Origin of the sequence: Oceanobacillus zhaokaii, from assembly GCF_003352005.1 — a bacterium.
Lineage (GTDB): Bacteria > Bacillota > Bacilli > Bacillales > Amphibacillaceae > Oceanobacillus > Oceanobacillus zhaokaii.
On the sequence record NZ_CP024848.1, the window covers coordinates 1,101,380 to 1,120,763 of the forward strand.

A 19,384-nucleotide genomic window follows, 5' to 3' on the forward strand; every position below is an offset into this window, starting at 1 on the left:
AACTTAAGGAGGAAGTAAATCAGCTATAAGTAAAGGAAGAATAATTAGCTTCAGAAATTTAGATTCTTTAGTCACAAGTGAAGTCACTAAAACAAGGTATTATTGTTAACTTGGCAGTTATGATGATTTAAATATTTGAATATATGGTAAAATATATCTAGATTTAGATATTGTAAAATTGTGTACTAAAACTATCTGGGTAGTTTAGTTCAAGAATGCTTATTGTTACCTTCGTAGAGATGTAAAAGGATTAATATGGCCCGGATTACTGAGTTACATAATAAAGCTATTGATAGAGTAAAATGAAATAAAATAAGCAGTATATAAACTACAGAATTATTATAAAACTTAGTTTTAATTACAATTTGGTTGATCGTTTGAATTGTCCTATGGACTTATTAAAAATATATTTCGTTTAGGCCAGAATTGCTTTAATGGTTATTTAAGCACGTTAATAATTCCTTTTCTTCCTTCTCTAAAAGTACATAACCATCTGGTAAGAGTGACTAAGTTATTTACATAGTATCTCTAATAAACCACAATAGTTTTACTGAAGTTCTAAGGAAACATCAAAGGGAATTGAATTTAATTGAAGATAAATTCTAATACATAATTTTTCATTTTAGAGAGGAACAATTAAAAAGGTATGTTTAATCGGGGGTAATTAATATATTTAATAATAATTCATTTGCAAACTTATCAATTGAAGCTTCATATAGAATAATGAGTCAAACTATGGATTTTAGAGATTTAACCCAACGTCATTTAAAAATTCTTTTGGAGCAAATAGATGCTTTAAATTTTGAGATTTCCACTGTTAAAAGTGCTAAATTAATAGTTCATGAGGCATCGCATTATTTTGATCATCTGGTAACTCTTTCTGGACAGGAAATGCTAGTTAAAATTTATAGTGCATTGAATGAATGTGAGATTATTAATGAAGCAATTATTAAAAATGAAGAGAAACCTCAAGCACATAATATTATAAAATTTTTAAATACCTTAAAAAACTGGAGTCATACCAAGTTTGCAAACGAGCTGAGCAGTGGTTCTACTAGTCCAGGTTTTCAGAATTGGTCATATTATTTTGAGACTACTGGAGATCTAGATATATTTAATAAGCCAAGTGGTGAAGAACTTTTAACTGTTACTTTTAAATATAACGATACGCCCTATGTAAGGGTTCCTTTTACAATGGAATCACTTTGGGAAACAAATGCTATGTGGGCAGAGATAATCTATCAACTCGATTTAGTTAGTAAGTTAGAAGGAGGTGCAAGGGCAGTAGAAGGTCATCTTATGCAAAAAGAATATGAACACTATCTTTATAACCCAGGGCTATTTGTATACTCAATAGCTGCGCACCTAGTTTCTTCTTTTGCTAATTTAGGCGATATACCCAGAGCATTTATCTTAAGTAAGGCACTTTGTAGCATTAGCTTAAATTTACCGTTTAAATTTTACGAACAAATAAAAAGGACACAAGGCACTGTATTTAATGGTCTGGTAAACCGCTTATTAAATAATACAACTAACCTTAATCCAACTTTTATTTTCCTCGCTCTGCTAGAGAACATAGTAGAATTAGGTTTAGATATTATCGACCTCAGTAACGAACATGGACTGGATATAAACAAAATCCTAGCTATTAATAACCTTCCTGATAAATTAGTTTTAAATCGAGAAATACTTTCTGAAATAAATGAATTATCCCTTAAGGTTGACGGTCCACATACAGAACTGTACACATTTCAAAAGGATAAAGGGCTGGAATATTTTAAAACATTTGGTATTGAGGGCGGTCTAAATCAGCATCCTGCATACTTGATTGCCATGGCTAGTAGATCAAAATCATGTGTATTTCAGGGTTGGGATGAAGAAGCTTTTGAAGAGGGAGAATCTGAAGCATTTAAGAGACAAGAGATATTCGAAAAACTAATTAAGTATATGATTACTTGATGAACTATATAAAGGAATAAGGAAGTTGCTTCTTGTGCTACAGGAGCAGGTAAGTTTAAGGAGAGATTCTATAATTTCACTAAAGTTGAAAAAAAGCGGTATTAAATATAGTGCTAATAATTATTGTTTGTAAAGGGGATTATCGTGGATTTATTTAATATTCAGGTCAATGAGGATAAGCTACATGAAAATTTTATAAATGTATCAAAAGATCCAGATTTAGTAAAAGTCTTAAACTCCTGGGCAATAGGTTTTAAGGATAGAGATCACAAGTTTGTAAAGGAGTTTCAGACTACATTTAATACTTCTTTTTGGGAGCTATATCTACATGCTTGTTTCAGTAATTTGGGCTTCAAAATAGACTATTCTTATTCTTCACCTGATTTTGTTATAAAAACAAGAAAGCAAAAGTTAGAAATGGTTATCGAAGCTGTAAGTACTAGGCATGCAGAAGAGGGGACACCTGAACACGAAAGAATTAATGCGCTAGCTGATTTGGAAAATAAAGATAAAATTGATAATAAAAATTATGAAGAAATTGTCCATTTAGCAACAGAACGTATTGCTAGCAGTATAAGCAATAAGGCTAGAAAATATATAGAAACATACTCTAAACTTGAGCATGTAAAAGGGAAACCATTTATTCTAGCAGTAGGAGCATTTGAACAACCATTTTTTTACTTGCAAGGTATAGGTGCAATACAAAGAGTATTATATGGATTAGTAAAAGCTGAGTACAGAGAGGGTACTCCATATCTAGAGTATTCAGAGAATATATTAAAAAGAAAGAATGGGAAACAGATCCCCATAGGAATATTTAACAATCAGAAATACAGTTATATTAGTGGAATATTATTTAGTTCTGTTGCTTCTATGGGAAAAGTAAGAGCACTTTCTCTAAATAAAAAAAAGAGTATTTATTTCCAGTCGTATACTTATAACGATTATGATACAAAAGGGCAAATGAAGGTGACTTCCCATAAAAAATATAAAGAATCTTTGTTAGACGGAATGTCGCTATACCTTAATCCATATGCGGATAATCCAATAGACCCAACAGAATTTGATTCAAATGATATATCTATAGTATATAATAATGAATCAGCAAAATATAAACACGGTTTTCTATTTTCGAGAACCACTATTAACTTAGATGGACATTCCGAATAATAAGTGCCAGTATCACATTCCTGCGTATCCTCGTATCCATTAATTGGATTAAAATCTGTTTATTGGACCACCTAACTTTATTCAAAGTCATTGAAGGATATGCAAATAGATACAATGACTAATTTAACAAACTGGAAAACTTTTCTTTATTTAACTACCATGAAAATAAACTTTTCTAATTACGAAAAAGAACAATATCAAAGAAGCCCTTCTAATTCTTTAAAGAGAGAGCTACTATTCAATGATATATTGGTTGATTAGATTAAGAACTGTATAGACAGTTCAGTATATTTTCATTCTCTCTGAAAGGCTAGACAGTTCCTCTGGAGCTGAAGGATTATATCGCATAATTAAATGTGGAGTAACACTCAGAGGGGGTCTCTCTAAATCGATTAGCGCTAGAATTAAAAAGGATGGTAATGTTAAAAGCTCGGTGAAAAGGTGTGAGAAACTCTAGCGTACCATTACGGCTGAGGAATGCCTACTCGATGGATTGGTGTAATTCATGATGCTTGATTTAAATGGATTTAGTGAGAATGCGAATAAATCTACAATAAAAGGTTAATCTGAAAAACTTCTGAGTGAATCATAACACAAGTAGGGATACAATCTTTAGAATAGATTTACTGATAGCTATTAATATTATTAAAGCTCTACATATGTGATACTACAAGCAATAAAGTTATTATTGAAAAGAGGAGAAATAATTGGTAGATTTATTTGATGTAAATAGAAATGGTATAGATTCTAAGCTTCATAGTAAATTTAACATAATAAATAGTCTTCCACAGCATAAAAATGTTATTCAAGATTGGTCCGAGGGGTTTGAGGATAGAGATAATAAAATAATTAAGGAATTTCAAACTACATTTCATTCTAGCTTTTGGGAAATATATCTTTATGCTGTATTTAAGAAGCTTGATTATTTTATAGATATGTCTGTATCACGTCCTGATTTTATTTTATATAAAAACAACCAAAAGGTACTCATTGAAGCTACAACAGCTAATATCAAAAAAAAATGGGGCGGAAGAAAATACAAGAGATATACGAAATTATCTTAATATGTTTTCTCCGCCCTATGAACAGGAAAATTTTGACTATGAATTAAAAGAATCTATTGTAAGATATTCTAATGCACTATCAAATAGACTAAAACTATATAAAGAGAACTATAAAAAATGTGATTGGGTTAAAAAAGAAGATCCTTTTGTAATTGCAATGGCATCCTATGCTCAAGTAGACTATGGTAGAGAATATATATATGGAATGTTGGCATTATTATTTGGAGTATATTTTGAGGAACAAAACTTGGGTTATACTTTGAAAGATTCCATAATAAAAAATAATTCTCAATCTAGTATACCGTTGGGTGTATTCTTTAATGAATCTTTCAAAGACATCTCGGCAATTATATTTTCTAGCACAACTACAATAGGAAAAGTGTCGGCAACAATTGCATCGAAAGAGGATTATGCGCAAAATACAGTCCTCACACTGTACCATGATTTGATGGATGAAGATATCCCATTTAAAATAAATATTGTCACACCGAATTCAGCAGAGCTTTTGGAAGATGGGCTTTTTATCTTTCATAATCCTAATGCCTCTAATCCATTAGATCTAAAGTTTTTTAACTCTCCCGGAATTACTCAAATATTCATTGATAAAAATATGCGAGTTAGATATACGGGTAACCATTGTCCAACAATTGCTAGATTGGATTTGCCTAATGAATTAATTAATATTTTTGGGGACCGAATCTTTAGGCAGGTCGAAGCATATAATTATAACTATTAATTAAGCCTATTTATAATTTATGAACATTATCACTTATACAAGAGTGTGCTTTCCATGAGTAAGGAAAGCCTTTTCGATATAAGTGCCAGAATAGGGTGTAATTCCCTTTAAAGAGATTGTTAAATTATGTATTTAAAGTAACTCGCAGTTTAGTTGAATAAGAGTTAAAGTAGAGAAACTCTTACTTAATAATGCCAAAGAAATTTTCCAAGGCATCGTATATGTGTAGATGTTAAAAATTGGATTGTCACTAAACAATCCAATTTCCCTTTGCATTATTTATAAAATTGACGTTTCTGGTTCAAATAATAAAGGTTGAATTTTAATGAGAAAATCAAGATCATTTTTCTTATCCCATGTTGAATTTAAAACTACTCCAAATTTTTTGGTAAACATGATGTTTAATGGTTGATCTACATCTTCAAGCAACCATTCGACAGTGATTGCTGACAGTTTTCCTAAATCATTATAATACTTGAAAATGTCGTCTAAGTTGACTCTTTCACCGAATAGTCCTATAGCATTTACTTTCCCTTGTATATTATTAAACCATGATCCAATTATTCTGCTGTTACTTAAATTATTTAAAAGGTACTTAAAGTCCAATTCTCCTTGTTGGGGTACAAAGGTTTTAGGGAAATTTTTAATAAGCCTGCGTTGTAGCCCAATAACGTTATGCTTGGATGTATTCATTATTAATATATTGTTGTCAGGATTAAAATAACAATCGAATGGTTTATCACCACCCACAATACTTTGAGTAAGGTACTCAAGATCACCAGCTAATCTCCTTGGTGTTTTATCTATAGATTCATGTAATCCTTCTAATCTCATATATCCTTTGTAAAAGTTTGCATCGACTATTTTTAAATATGTTAAAGGATCAGCATCCTTTTTAGTACTATCCAGAGTCAACTGCTGTGAAGTGAAGAATTCATTTTCTGTTAAATCAAAATTTGACATCTCAATAAAATAAAATGTCTTTCCCAATTGCTTAACCTCCAGACAAAAATAAGTGTTTTTTAATAAGTCTATCTAAGTTTGTAAGGTTTTTAGTGTGCAATGACAATTTTTTTAGTGATATTTTAGTGCTGCTCTCTACTGAGAGACCATCTATAACAGGTTTTTCAATAAAATCCAAATTAAAAGATACATTATGCTTACCTCTTAATTCTTTAACATATAATCCAATAAAGGGATGTTTTTTCATAAAGTGAACATCAAAAGTATATTGCTCATCACAATATCCTATTTGAGACTTAATTTCAGTTACAATAGGTAGAAGTTTATTTTCTAATAAGCAAGTAGCTTCAACATATGGAGCATGATATTGGGGTATAAAAATGATTATTTCTCCATATTTTTCTTTATTAGAATAAATCTCTTCGTTATCATATTCTCTAAATGAGCATTGTAGTAATACCCCATCTATACTGATTGAAAGTTCATAAACATTTTCATAAATAATATTAGAATCATTACCCAAAGATTTGAGTAACTTTTTCAGCTTATCAAACTTGCTTATAATAATCTCATCCCCTTTAAAATGTGAATTAAAGGATAATGAAATTTGACTATTTTTTAGGATGACTTTCACTTTTAAAAGAAATTTTTGAAACCTATTAGAAATATCTTTTAAGGTAACAATCGAGCCAAATAATGCAATAATAGTGGTTATTGAAGTAAAAGGATGCTTAATAAGCCATTCATGGGAGAAATAAACAGCAAATGCTGCAGTAACAACTAAAATCACTGTAACAATCCAGTAAATGATATTTATATTAGCTGTGAAATTTTTAATCCCTTTCATTTTTAACACTCCTAATTAAGAGCAATCGTATTTATTATTATAAACCATTAATTGCAATAAGTGGATAAAATTCTAATAATTAATTTTATTTAAGTTCAATTCAATTTTAAAAGATTTTATGTTAATAAATAATAAACATTAAAAAACAATGTTTATTTTATCTGTAAAGGATTCTTATAGGATCCACTGTTATTATTTAATCTATTAAAATGAAACGAAATAGAAAAAGAATCAAAAGACATATAGATATGTACCTGCATATGCCAAATCGTCACGTAGGGGCACGCTGTAGCTTTATTATTCAGAAGCGAACATTTCCTTAGGCAAATCTGCAACATCACACAGAATTGTCCATTTAACCTCCCAAAGGGGATATAGGAACCCTTTACGCAAGTATTTATAATATAAGATGGTGGCATTAGCATGACAATAGGGGTGTGTTGCAGTCCTACGGAGAGAGAATGCGTACTAGATACGTGGAGATGCCTAATTGCGTTCTCTGCGTTCTCTATTACATGAGCATAGCTAAACCTCTCATATTGTGGTTAATGGCTATATTTGTATGTTGCAAATATGGACAAGCGGAACACGAGGTATTGAGTCAGTATGCTTACTTGGCTATAGTATGAATGCTTATCTATACATACCTTACATACATGCGTCTTCTTTAAAAGTTTGTTACGGAAGGGCTGTTTAAAAAAGGGCATACTTTCCCCTCGGACGAAACACCTGCTGTCTGTTAGCGTGGTAGTCCTTTGCATGCGTCGTGTCTCGTGTGTTTCCTACATTTGTGGGGCAGTAGGTGTATGTCTTGTGGTTTCATAAGGAGCTTACTACTTCTTGATGTTCTTTTTCTTTTCACCTTCAAAGAGCCTGCTTGTGTCTTAGAAATCTACAGATGTTTGCATGTTTCTTAAAAAAGCTCTCATATATATTATATACCGGGAAAACCTGGGGAAATGCTACACTTGGTCAATATTGTCACAAATTGTTCACAACACGTTCGCATTTTAATGAGAATAGGAATAACAGGAGAAATAAATGCAATACGTTTAGTAACAATAAATAATCAACATTGGTAGAAATGGGTGTATTATTCACATAGGAAAATCGTCATAAAGAAGTTGACTTTGGCAAACCAGAGGGAATGAAATGTGGTAATACATCCCTAAACTCAGTAATAGTACGAGGAGTGTAAAAAAACTGTGTAAGTAAGAGTCATACTAATTCTTACTTACACAGTTTAGTTAAGATTATATGGATATCCTTGCAAACAGAAAATCTATATCGTTAATGTGATGTCTCTAAAAAATATTCATATATCTTTGTATTGCGACCAATTTTATCATAAATGTTAGTTACTGAGTTCAATCCTTGATTGATAATATCAAACTGTTTAAGATATTCCTCTGCTTCTTCATCTAGTTTTATTATAGGTTTTTTTAATCTGCTCTTGAATAGATATGAAAAATTAGAGGTAGAGGAAGCCGTACTATAATTTACACTCCTACATATCTTTGTAATATCCTTTAAAATTCTAGATGCAGAAGTTAAAGTTACGGAAATATCTCCAGCCCAAGGAATATCTTCTACTTTAGGCAAATAGCCTATATCAAAGTTGAATAGAAAGTGAATATCGCTTTCACTTTGCCTTAATTCAGTAATTGCTAGGTAATCCACTTTTTGTTTAATAAGTCGCTCTAGCCTTTCTACAAAGTTTTTTATCTCATTCTTAATTGTAATCAGATTACAGCTTTTAATTGATAACATCATTACTTGCACTAAATTAGTACGATCCATAATAAAGTTAGTATAGATTAATCGTTTGATATCTAATAAACCATATTGGTTTTCTTTCTTTTCAAAGTCTAAATGTTTATGAGGATAGCTGGCACTGCAGTCATATACCCATATTGTTTTTCCACAATGAACTAACTTAGTCCTCATGGGTGATTACACATCCTTTTATCCAGTCTTCAAGGACTACTTTTGAAATTTTAATTCGCTTTCCTATTTTAAGTGAGTGGAATGATTTAGAATTCACAAGGTCGTATGCCTGCTTCCTTCCAATTCCCAAAATGGCTTGTACATCTTCTACGTTTAAGATATCTGGGTAATCACTTAATCTCTTCTGCATAATTCATAATCTCCTTTGGGTTTAATGTATAATAAGTTTGATAGTTGATATCTCCATAAAGTGGAGAGTTATAGGTTTCAAAGCTCAGATTTACACTTCCGGTACTGTCTAGTAGTCTCTTTAATTTTTCAATATCTGAAATTACTACTTTTGTAGGTTTTTTTAGGGATTTAGAACGTAAATACTTTTTCTTTCCTGCTAACCTTGGATCAGATATACCCTTCTTTAAATAATTTGAAATCTTCTCATTTTCAAGCGGATTTGATTTCACCTCTTGTCTATGAACCGTCCCGTATTTCCAAAGATCTGCTAATCTACCATTGGATACTTTTGTTAGATTACAGATTAAGTGGTAATGTACAGCCCCTCCTCTATTGTCTTGAAATTCTGTAATTCCAATATATTTCAGTTCAGGATATTCATTCTTCTTTAGAAAATATACGATTCTCTTCTTAAAATCAGAAAACTTCTTGTTACAGATATCTATATTTGTCGTATCAAAGTCTAGTTTATTTCCAAATGTGAGCGTGACAAACGCATATTGACTTGGAAAGTTGCATTCAAGTAAACGACGTATATCCCTACGTGCACGATTAATGCTAATCTTCCTATTGGTGTTATAGTTTTCTGACATTCCAGTTGTAGTTGATTTTCTACCTCCTGACAACGTTTTACTATATAAGGGCGCCAAGGATTGCTGTGTAATCTCTATAAATCTGTTGCTTATTATTGCTTTTGTATACATGTAATATGTTCCTCCTATAAGTCGAAAGTTTCGCCAAATTAATCACTATTAATCAAGCTATAAGTATCAGCTGATACCCTATGTAAATTAAGGTGTTCTATTGTGATCAAGAATATATATTTATTATATTAGAGCTCCTTTAAATCTCCAAACTAGCTCAGTTTGTCTGTGCGAAAGTCTAGAAGACTTAGTGGTGATTTTTAACAATTTACAACGCCCTTGTAAAAAAATACTAATTTTTCCTCGTTATTCCTGCTTATTGCTTATAAAAACAAATTTCAATCGGATTATGACTAATTATTTTATGAAGAAGTAAATAAAAAATTTATAAAATTTCACTTTGGTGTAATGCCTTTTCATGCGTTAAAGGGATTATGTCTTGAATTACTGCATGACAGATTATAGGTAATTTAATACATACATAATTCCTTACTGGAGATATTATTCAAAAAGAATATTTTGATTCATGAAGGTGGGATATTGAACTTGTATTGTCAAGAAAAAGATAAGTTAATTGAAGTTAGTCCTGGAGAATTTGAGCGATGGTGTTATGGGTGCAATGATTGGCATCCTGTTTATAATCTCGTTTTTAGGAAAAACGTTAAAGATCCAACTGGATATCATCATTTATGTGCTTTTTGGGATTGGGCAATTAAAACAATTAATAACGCTTTCAATCGTACACAAAAGAGAAATATTGAAAGGAAAAAATATGGCAAAAAGCCTCTGGAATTTAATATTGACGAAGACTGGTTATACAAACAATACTGGATTATTCAAAAAGGTCAATGTTTTTGGACGGGGAATTATTTTGATACACCTTGGATGCCATTGTCTACAAATAAGAGTAAGTACGCACCTACCTTAGATAGAAAAGATAATGATATCGGTTATACTATCAATAATACTGTAGTTACTGTAAAATATTTTAATACTAAAAAAAGTGACAAGAGTATTATTGAACTAGGAGAAAATATTGAGGTTGAATTGAGTGATTTGTCATATGCAAAGGAAGTTATTTATTCTGAAATTAAGAATTCATTTCATCAGGTAATCAATTGAATTTTCAACATTTTAAAATGAAGTATAAAATTTACTGCTAACTTTGTATGTCGATAGCAAAGTATATTGAAACGAATTATAATCTCTACATAGAGGTATGTAAGAGATTGTAAAATAACGGTAGTATTGAAATTGCTTTCTCAGAAATTTCAACGTAAAATATCAATTCAGTTCAGTTGAATTAATGTGCATACAACTTTAATGAACATATTGGGACATAATCATACTTACCAATTATGATGCCAATAAGATGAACTGTCTTATGATAAAATAGAAGTAAACATCTAGTATATTGGCGCTGATTGTCCATGCATCAAAAAAGTAAACAGAAATAATAGTGTTACAAATTAAATGCCACTTGATGGTTTATTGACCAAGGTGCCTGTCCCCCGCTATGTACATTATTACCGTACTTAAGGGCAGGCACCTTTTAAATCTATATGAAAACTATTAGAACGATTTTAAAGATATAAGGAGGAGACTCTTGACTTTTTAGTTTGCTAAAGCAAAGAAAATATTAAACGTCCCTGTGGTTAAAGGAATTATTCTAGGTGGAACCAAACATTTGAATTGAGAAATTGAGAATGAAATTAAAGGATAAGCTGGTATATTTATATTAGTGGTCAATATTAAAGGATTTAAGTGTTAAAAAATGTTAAAATTAATAAATACAATTAATCGCAAATCGCTAGAACTAGGAGAATAATATGAATAAACAACAATTGGCAGCTAAAATTTGGGAGTCCGCAAATAATTTACGTGGAAAGATGGAAGCGGGAGAGTATAAAGATTATATTTTAGGCTTTATTTTTTATAAATTTCTTTCAGATAAAGAGTATAAATTCTTAATTCAAAATGGATATGAACAATCTGATATCGAAGAATTAAGAGAAGAAAATGAAGAAGAAGTTGATTGGATTAAAAGAAATATTGGTTTTTTTATTGAACCCAAAAACTTATTTTCTAATTGGATAGAAATAGGCAATGATTTTTCAGTTGATAATGTAGTAACTGCACTATCTGCTTTTTCGAGAAATATCTACCATTCACATAAAAATGTTTTCTCAGATATTTTTAAGACACTTGAACAAGGTATTTCAAAACTTGGAGAAACATCAGTTAGTCGTACAAAAGCGATAAAAAATCTCATAGAAATTATCAATGATGTTCCAACTAGTAATCAACGTGACTATGACGTATTAGGATTTATTTATGAATATTTGATAGGGCAATTTGCCTCTAGTGCAGGGAAAAAAGCGGGGGAATTTTATACTCCTCACGAGGTTTCTGTAATAATGGCTGAATTGGTTGCTGCACATTTAAAAGATAAAGAAACAATCAATATCTACGATCCAACAAGTGGTTCAGGTTCATTACTTATCAATATTGGTCAATCTGTTGGAAAGCATATTGAAGATACAAATAAAATTAAATATTATGCACAGGAGCTAATTGAAAGTACTTATAATTTGACTCGCATGAATTTAATAATGCGTGGTATTTTACCAGATAACATTGTTACACGAAATGGTGATACTCTTGAGGAAGATTGGCCTTGGTTTGATGATAACGATAAAGTATCAACCTATAATCCTTTATTTGTTGATGCTGTTGTATCTAATCCACCGTATAGTCAAAAATGGGATCCTGCAAATAAAGATATAGACCCAAGGTATGCAGAATACGGACTTGCACCTAAAAGTAAGGCTGACTATGCTTTTCTCCTTCATGATTTATATCATTTAAAACCAGATGGCATCATGACAATTGTATTACCGCATGGTGTACTATTCCGTGGTGGTGAAGAAGGTACAATTCGTAAAAATTTGATTGAGAAGAATAAGATTGATGCAATTATAGGACTACCAGCAAATATTTTCTTTGGTACTGGGATTCCTACAATCATTTTAGTTCTTAAAAAACATAGAGATAATACAGATGTTTTATTTGTTGATGCTTCAAAAGGCTTTAAAAAAGCCGGAAATAAAAATGTTCTACAAGCTTCTGATATTAAGAGAATAGTTGATGCTGTAATTCAACGTAAGAAAGTTGAAAAATTTTCTCATATAGCAACGTTGCAAGATATTAAAGATAATGAATACAACTTAAATATTCCTCGTTATGTTGAGTCTAATGAGGAAGCAGAAAAATGGGATATCTATGCAACTATGTACGGTGGAATACCGAAAAATGAATTAGAAGATTATAAAGATATTTGGGAGGCATTCCCGAGACTTTATGATGAATTATTCGATGAAATTAATCGTGATTATGTGAAGTTAAAATCTGGAAATACAAGCTCCCTTCTTAAATCAAATGATGATATCATCAATTTTAAAGGTGAATATGAGAGTGCTTTTAGAAATTTTGATTCTTATTTATACAATCAATTGATTGAAAATGTAGCTGAAGTAAAGCTTGCCAATAAAGAAGAAATTTTAACCATGGATATCTTTTCTAGATTGAATAGTATTAAGCTAATTGATAGATATGATGCATTTCAAATTCTTAATGATTCCTGGAAAGATATCTCCGGAGACATTGAAATATTACAGAAAGAATCTTTTGACTCTGTTCGAATAGTTGACCCTAATATGATTACGAAAAAGGTTAATGGAAAAGATACCATTGTTCAAGATGGATGGTTGGGACGAATTATTCCGTTTGATCTTGTTCAATCGACCATACTTAAAGCTAAGGAAGTACAAATGAGTAACTTAGTGAATCGACTTTCAGAAGTTCAAGAATCACTGGATGAAATTATTAGTACTCTTTCTGAAGCTGAGGGTGAATTTGACGTTTTGAACGATTCTAACGACAAATTTGTATTAAAAGACGTTAATAGTGAGCTAAGTGAATTTTATAAGGATATAGAGACATCAGAATTAATTACAATGAGAGAGTATTTGGTTCTTTTAGATTCTAAAGGAAGTAAGAAAGAGAAAATTGAATTTGTATCAAATCACCCTGAAGTTAATTGGAGTGCAATACCTATTAATGGTAGTGGAACATACAACAAGAAAGATGTTATGAAATATGTTTCATCAATTCAAAAAAGTTATAAATTTCAAGAAGGATCTTTTGCTTCAAAATTGTCTTCTGTAGTGATGTTACTTGAAGAAGAAAAAGATCTTAAAAAGGAAATCAAGGAAAATAAAGCTGAACTTCATGAGCTAACTAAAATTACTATTGAAAACCTTTCAGATGAACAAGCAAACGAACTACTTAAATTAAAATGGATCGATCCATTAACAAGATCTATCCGGAAACTTCCAGATATTTTAATTAAAGAAATAGCCAAAAAAGTGTTATTACTTCAGCAAAAGTATGATAAGACTTTTATTGAAGTTTCGGATGAGATTGAAAACTCTACAAAAAAATTAGGAAATCTTCTTGATGAATTAACTGGTAGTGAGTTTGATATGAAAGGAATTAGAAGGTTCAAAAAACTACTGATAGGTGATAAATATGACAAGTAATAAACCTGAAATTCACTTTGATGGGTTCACTAATGAATGGAAACAGCGTAAATTAGGGGATATCTCTGAAAACTTTGAGTATGGACTGAATGCTAGTGCGACTGAATATGATGGTGAAAACAAATACATTCGAATTACCGATATTGATGACAACAGCCATAAATTTTTAATGGATGAGGTAACTTCGCCAGATACGGATTTATCAATAGCAGATAATTATTTACTTGAAGAAGGAGATATCCTATTTGCACGTACTGGTGCAAGTGTAGGAAAAACCTATTTATATGATGCTCATGACGGCAAGGTATATTATGCAGGCTTTCTTATTCGTGCAAGAGTGAAACCTGAATATGATTCGCAATTTGTTTTTCAAAATACACTAACCTCAAATTATAATAATTTTGTAAAAATAACTTCTCAGAGATCTGGTCAACCTGGTATAAACGCACAAGAATATGCCAGCTTTTCAATTTTGATGCCAGAAAAAGAAGAGCAAATAAAAATTGGTAACTTCTTCAAACAGCTAGACAATGCTATCGCTCTTTATAAGTGTAAGCATGAAAAGTTAATTAACTATAAAAACGCAATGCTTCAAAAATTGTTGCCGCAAAATGGAAAAATGGTGCCTGAAATCCGCTTTAATGGATTTACTGATGATTGGAAACAGCTTAAGTTAGGAGAACACTCTGATATTAAAGCAGGAGGGACCCCTAAAACGGATATTTCTGAATACTGGTTTCCAAAAGAAATTCCTTGGATGTCTTCTGGTGAAGTTAACAAAAAAAGACTGTTCAATACTGATAATCAAATTTCTAAAACAGGATTGGAAAATTCTAGTGCAAGATGGATTAAGGAAAAATCTATATTGATAGCCTTGGCAGGGCAAGGAAAGACACGAGGAACTGTTGCTATTAATGAAATTCCACTTACAACTAATCAATCAATTGCTGCTATTGAAGTTCATTCAAATTTAGATTCAGAATTTGTATTACAAAATTTAGAAAGTAGATATGAAGAACTTCGGAAGCTTTCATCTGGAGATGGAACTCGTGGGGGACTCAATAAGCAATTAATAGCTAACTTAAATATAGTTGCACCTTCCGTAGAAGAACAAAAAAAAATTGGAATGCTTTTCAAACAACTTGATAACACTATCTCTCTACAACAAGAACAATTAAATAAACTACAAAAAATTAAAAAGTCGATGCTTCAAAAAATGCTTGTATAGGTTAGGGAGTGGGAGTTCATGGTCTTTAAGAATGAGAAAGAGTTTGAGGATGCTTTAGTTAATTTACTTGTAAGTCAGAAGGGTTGGGACGGTATAATTGAAAATCCGACAGAGGCAGATTTACTTCAAAATTGGGCTAATATTTTGTTTGAAAACAACAAAGAACTAGATAGATTAAATAATGTACCGCTAAATAATGGTGAGATGAATCAAATTATTGAACAAATTAATGCCTTAAAAACGCCTTTGAAGAAAAATTTATTTATCAATGGAAAATCCGTGACTATTAAACGAGAAAATAAGAATGATTTACTTCATTTTGGAAAGGAAGTTAGTTTAAAAATTTATGATCGAAAGGAAATAGCTGCAGGAAGTAGCTTCTACCAAATAGCAAGACAACCTAGGTTTTCTAAAAAGTCGTCTTTGTTAAGTGACAGAAGAGGCGATGTCATGCTGTTGATTAATGGAATGCCAGTTATACATGTTGAACTAAAACGTTCTGGAGTTCCAGTTAGTAAAGCGATAAATCAAATTCAGAAATATTCACATGAAAGTGTATTTTCAGGAATTTTTTCTTTAATTCAGGTTTTTGTAGCTATGACCCCAGATGAAACGTTGTACTTTGCTAATCCTGATGAGGAGGAGAAATTTAATCCTGATTACTACTTTCATTGGGCAGATTTTGATAATGAACCAATTAACAATTGGAAAGATATAGCAGATACTTTACTGTCGATTCCAATGGCACATCAGTTAGTTGGTTACTATACAATACCAGATACGTCTGACAATGTTCTCAAGGCTATGAGAAGCTATCAGTATTTTGCAGCTAACGAGATATCCGATAGGGTTGCTCAAATGAATTGGCATGGGAAGGATGCTCGAGGTGGTTATGTCTGGCATACAACTGGGTCTGGTAAAACAATGACAAGTTTCAAGTCAGCACAACTAATTGCATCTTCAGGTGATGCTGACAAAGTCGTATTTTTGATGGATAGAATTGAGCTAAGCACACAATCTTTAGGAGAGTTTAGAGGTTTTGCGGATAATGAAGATGATGTTCAGGGTACTGAATCTACTAGAGTATTGATTACTAAGTTAAAGAGTGATTTATCTTCGGATACTTTGATTGTAACTTCAATTCAAAAGATGTCCAATATTAAAGAAGATGGTGCTAAACAGTCAGATATTGACTCGATTCAATCCAAGCGTATCGTATTCATTGTGGATGAAGCTCATCGTTCAACTTTCGGAGAAATGTTGATTACAATTAAGAAAACTTTCCCAGATGCAATATTTTTCGGTTTTACTGGTACACCAATTCAAGATGAAAACGAAATTAAATCAAGCACTACTGCAATGGTATTTGGTAACGAGTTGCATCGTTACAGTATTTCTGATGGGATTCGTGATGGAAATGTTTTAGCTTTTGATTTATATAAGGTTTCAACTTTCAATGATAATAAAATGAGAAAGGAAGTCGCTCTATCGAAAGCAAAAGCAGTTAATGAAGAAGAAGCGATTGATGATCCTTTAAAATCAAAAATATATTATAAGTATATGGACAGTAAACAAATACCAATGGCAGGGTATTTCAATTCATCTAAAAATAAATATGTAATGGGAATAGAAGATTATATTCCAAATACTCAGTTTGATGATGATTCTCATCGACTAACAGTTGTTAAAGATATTTTAAATAATTGGATTACATTGAGCAGAAATAGTAAATTTCATGCAATATTAGCAACAAGTAGTATTGGTGAAGCGATAGAATATTACCGATTGCTTAAGGGAAATAAAATTGGATTAAAAGTTACCGCTTTATTTGATAAAAATTTTGATAATCCGGATGATGCTATTTTTAAAGAAGAAGGGTTATTTGAAATACTACAAGATTACAATAATCAATTCAGTCAAGAGTTTACAATTCCAAAGCATGCAAAGTACAAGAAAGATGTGGCGTTACGTTTGGCACATAAAACACCATATACGAATCTCAAAAAAGATAAACAGTTAGATATCGTGATAGTCGTGAATCAGCTTCTTACGGGATTTGATTCCAAATGGATTAACACACTTTATCTTGATAAGGTTATGGAGTTTGCAAATATAATCCAAGCATTTTCTCGTACTAATCGTTTATTTGGCAAAGAAAAACCGTTTGGTACAATCCGCTATTATCGCTTAGTTAATACAATGGAACGTAATATTGAAGATGCTGTGAAGGTTTATTCTGGTGATAAAAAACTTGGATTATTCGTTGATAAGCTAGGTAGGAATCTAACAAAATTAAACCAATTATTTGATGATATTTCAGCAGTATTTTCAGATGAGAGAATTGACAACTTTGAGCAACTTCCTAGTGATGATGCTGCTAAAGGGAAATTCGCAAATTTATTTAGAACTTTTAATGACTATTTAGAGGCAGCACAAATTCAGGGTTTTTGTTGGGAAAAGATTAAATATAACTGTGTTATCGAAAATGGTGACCCAGAAGAAACAATTGAAGTTAAATGTGATAAACAAACTTACAATATTCTTCTTCTTCGTTATAAAGAGTTAACGAGAGGTAGTGGTGGAACAAATGATGAAGATGTTCCATTTGAAGTTGATTATACAATTATTGAGAAAGATACTGGACGAATAGATCATGAGTATTTGGCTTCTCGTTTTAACAAATTCCTAAAGTTAACAAGTAGTAAAGCAAGCCAGCAAGAGATAGAAAATGCGTTAAATGATCTACATAAATACTTTGCATCTTTGACCGAGGAGCAACAAAAATATGCTAATATGGTTATTCATGATTTGCAAAACGGAGATTTGGTAGTAGATTCTACTAAGACCTTTATTGATTATATCAATGAATACCAAGCAAATACGGAAAATGACCGTATTCACCATCTTGCTAATGCATTTGGACTAGACGAAGCAGCATTAAGAAAACTTATGAATCTCAAAGTTACTGAAAATAATCTAAATGAGTATGGCCGTTTTGCTAGTTTACTTTCATCCGTTGATAAAAAGAAAGCAAGAGAATGGTTGGAAGTGATGTACGGTAAGAAATTTAAATCATTTGAAATTAATCAGCAGACAGATGCTTTAATTCGCAAGTTTATTCTTGAAGGCGGATTCGATATTGATTGATACTTTAATTGCGAATTTTAGATAATATTGTTTTTAAAATAGTTGAGATAAAATGAAACATTGAACTAGCCACTATAAGAATGCAAGAAAACTGTTTGTAACGTTTATCTAACTTCAATAAGTTGAGAAACTTTCACTATAGAAGTAACCAGTATTCAAGTAAGAGATAACAGATTAAAGTTCTATGTAAAAATCAGCTCCCAGAAGAATACAAAAACTATTATGACAAGGTATTGGAATTTTACTTGCTTCATGAAGAATATATAGGTATGGCAATCAGTCCAAGTGGGTCATTATTGGAGTTTAACAAAAATGCAAACGAATTAAGTACTGACATAATAAATAAGAAGAAAGAGATAGATGTAATTAAACCAACTGATGAACAAGAGTAGTTATTTGCTGACAGTGATTTGGGGGATGGGAGAAATTAGAAAATTATTATTGGTTTATTTATTATTATTGTTTGTGTTGCTCACAGCTTGCAATGAGAAAGAAGATAGTTACGAACCAGTTATCGGGTATAAGGGTGAAGACTACGAACGTATATATTCTGAAATTCAAAATGGAATGACTAAGACTGAAGTGTTTGCTTTATTTGAAGGCGATCCAGATAGTCCGGGGGAACCCTTTATACAAGGTGGCATCTCGTATGAAACCATAGTGTGGGTTGGCGATGATGGTTCCAATATTGGCTGTGACTTTGTAGAACATATTTGCAATTTTAAGCAGGGTTGGACTTTAGAAGGTGGCTACGAAAGAGAATCACCAGAGCCAAAGGAAACGAAGAGAAGTGAAGAACTTATTATTGAACAATTAAAGAAAAGCGGGAGCATTCCAAACTGAGGGG

At 31.4% G+C, this 19,384-nt stretch carries 15 protein-coding genes; 10 read left to right on the forward strand and 5 right to left on the reverse strand.

Annotated features, from left to right (window positions below):
• Positions 1 to 735 precede the first annotated feature (735 nt).
• The 4 genes from CUC15_RS05645 to CUC15_RS05660 all read left to right on the forward strand — a co-directional run bounded on the left by CUC15_RS05645 (position 736) and on the right by CUC15_RS05660 (position 4,929).
• Positions 736 to 1,959: a hypothetical protein gene (locus CUC15_RS05645; RefSeq protein ID WP_114915722.1), complete on the forward strand. Its 1,224-nt coding sequence runs from the start codon at positions 736 to 738 to the stop codon at positions 1,957 to 1,959.
• A gap of 144 nt (positions 1,960 to 2,103) precedes the next feature.
• Positions 2,104 to 3,129, forward strand: a complete 1,026-nt coding sequence (locus CUC15_RS05650; protein ID WP_114915723.1) for a hypothetical protein — start codon at positions 2,104 to 2,106, stop codon at positions 3,127 to 3,129.
• Between the two features lie 707 nt (positions 3,130 to 3,836).
• The gene (locus tag CUC15_RS05655) at positions 3,837 to 4,193 is read left to right on the forward strand and encodes a hypothetical protein (RefSeq protein ID WP_114915724.1); all 357 of its coding nucleotides are present in this window, start codon (positions 3,837 to 3,839) and stop codon (positions 4,191 to 4,193) included.
• Positions 4,120 to 4,929, forward strand: a complete 810-nt coding sequence (locus tag CUC15_RS05660) for a hypothetical protein (RefSeq protein ID WP_162800272.1) — start codon at positions 4,120 to 4,122, stop codon at positions 4,927 to 4,929. The genes CUC15_RS05655 and CUC15_RS05660 overlap by 74 nt, the downstream gene beginning before the upstream one ends.
• Before the next feature lie 279 nt (positions 4,930 to 5,208).
• On the opposite strand, the gene CUC15_RS05665 is transcribed toward CUC15_RS05660, so the two are convergent.
• The 5 genes from CUC15_RS05665 to CUC15_RS05685 form a co-directional block, all read right to left on the reverse strand.
• Complete coding sequence (locus CUC15_RS05665; RefSeq protein WP_114915726.1) at positions 5,209 to 5,919, reverse strand: hypothetical protein; 711 nt, start codon at positions 5,917 to 5,919, stop codon at positions 5,209 to 5,211.
• Positions 5,920 to 5,923: 4 nt separating this feature from the next.
• A complete protein-coding gene (locus tag CUC15_RS05670; protein WP_114915727.1) occupies positions 5,924 to 6,739 on the reverse strand; it encodes a hypothetical protein in 816 nt (271 codons plus the stop codon).
• Positions 6,740 to 8,029: 1,290 nt separating this feature from the next.
• The gene (locus CUC15_RS05675; protein WP_114915728.1) at positions 8,030 to 8,686 is read right to left on the reverse strand and encodes a hypothetical protein; all 657 of its coding nucleotides are present in this window, start codon (positions 8,684 to 8,686) and stop codon (positions 8,030 to 8,032) included.
• Positions 8,676 to 8,876, reverse strand: coding sequence for a helix-turn-helix domain-containing protein (locus CUC15_RS05680; RefSeq protein WP_114915729.1), 201 nt, complete (start codon positions 8,874 to 8,876; stop codon positions 8,676 to 8,678). The genes CUC15_RS05675 and CUC15_RS05680 overlap by 11 nt, the downstream gene beginning before the upstream one ends.
• Positions 8,857 to 9,621, reverse strand: a complete 765-nt coding sequence (locus CUC15_RS05685) for a rolling circle replication-associated protein (RefSeq protein WP_114915730.1) — start codon at positions 9,619 to 9,621, stop codon at positions 8,857 to 8,859. Before CUC15_RS05685 ends, CUC15_RS05680 begins: the two co-directional genes overlap by 20 nt.
• A gap of 486 nt (positions 9,622 to 10,107) precedes the next feature.
• Between CUC15_RS05685 and CUC15_RS05690 the strand changes: the two genes are divergently transcribed.
• The 6 genes from CUC15_RS05690 (at position 10,108) to CUC15_RS05710 (ending at position 19,380) form a co-directional block, all read left to right on the forward strand.
• Positions 10,108 to 10,683 (forward strand): hypothetical protein, encoded by a 576-nt coding sequence (locus CUC15_RS05690; protein WP_114915731.1) that lies wholly within the window; start codon positions 10,108 to 10,110, stop codon positions 10,681 to 10,683.
• A 707-nt stretch (positions 10,684 to 11,390) separates the two neighbouring features.
• On the forward strand, positions 11,391 to 14,162 hold the full coding sequence (locus CUC15_RS05695) for a type I restriction-modification system subunit M (RefSeq protein WP_114915732.1): 2,772 nt from the start codon (positions 11,391 to 11,393) through the stop codon (positions 14,160 to 14,162).
• Entirely contained in the window at positions 14,152 to 15,390 is a 1,239-nt protein-coding gene (locus tag CUC15_RS05700; protein ID WP_114915733.1) for a restriction endonuclease subunit S, read from the forward strand. The genes CUC15_RS05695 and CUC15_RS05700 overlap by 11 nt, the downstream gene beginning before the upstream one ends.
• Positions 15,391 to 15,408: 18 nt before the next feature.
• The gene (locus CUC15_RS05705; protein WP_114915734.1) at positions 15,409 to 18,537 is read left to right on the forward strand and encodes a type I restriction endonuclease subunit R; all 3,129 of its coding nucleotides are present in this window, start codon (positions 15,409 to 15,411) and stop codon (positions 18,535 to 18,537) included.
• A 269-nt stretch (positions 18,538 to 18,806) separates the two neighbouring features.
• Complete coding sequence (locus CUC15_RS20605) at positions 18,807 to 18,929, forward strand: hypothetical protein (RefSeq protein ID WP_278309200.1); 123 nt, start codon at positions 18,807 to 18,809, stop codon at positions 18,927 to 18,929.
• 25 nt (positions 18,930 to 18,954) lie between these two features.
• Complete coding sequence (locus CUC15_RS05710) at positions 18,955 to 19,380, forward strand: hypothetical protein (RefSeq protein ID WP_162800273.1); 426 nt, start codon at positions 18,955 to 18,957, stop codon at positions 19,378 to 19,380.
• Positions 19,381 to 19,384 lie beyond the last annotated feature (4 nt).

What these genes read in the sequence shown, in the direction of transcription:
- CUC15_RS05645 (WP_114915722.1), top strand. Translation starts at nt 736, where the DNA reads ATGGATTTTAGAGATTTAACCCAACGTCATTTAAAAATTCTTTTGGAG.
- CUC15_RS05670 (WP_114915727.1), bottom strand. Translation starts at nt 6,739, where the DNA reads ATGAAAGGGATTAAAAATTTCACAGCTAATATAAATATCATTTACTGG.
- CUC15_RS05675 (WP_114915728.1), bottom strand. Translation starts at nt 8,686, where the DNA reads ATGAGGACTAAGTTAGTTCATTGTGGAAAAACAATATGGGTATATGAC.
- CUC15_RS05680 (WP_114915729.1), bottom strand. Translation starts at nt 8,876, where the DNA reads ATGCAGAAGAGATTAAGTGATTACCCAGATATCTTAAACGTAGAAGAT.
- CUC15_RS05685 (WP_114915730.1), bottom strand. Translation starts at nt 9,621, where the DNA reads ATGTATACAAAAGCAATAATAAGCAACAGATTTATAGAGATTACACAG.
- CUC15_RS05695 (WP_114915732.1), top strand. Translation starts at nt 11,391, where the DNA reads ATGAATAAACAACAATTGGCAGCTAAAATTTGGGAGTCCGCAAATAAT.
- CUC15_RS05700 (WP_114915733.1), top strand. Translation starts at nt 14,152, where the DNA reads ATGACAAGTAATAAACCTGAAATTCACTTTGATGGGTTCACTAATGAA.
- CUC15_RS05705 (WP_114915734.1), top strand. Translation starts at nt 15,409, where the DNA reads ATGGTCTTTAAGAATGAGAAAGAGTTTGAGGATGCTTTAGTTAATTTA.
- CUC15_RS20605 (WP_278309200.1), top strand. Translation starts at nt 18,807, where the DNA reads ATGGCAATCAGTCCAAGTGGGTCATTATTGGAGTTTAACAAAAATGCA.
- CUC15_RS05710 (WP_162800273.1), top strand. Translation starts at nt 18,955, where the DNA reads ATGGGAGAAATTAGAAAATTATTATTGGTTTATTTATTATTATTGTTT.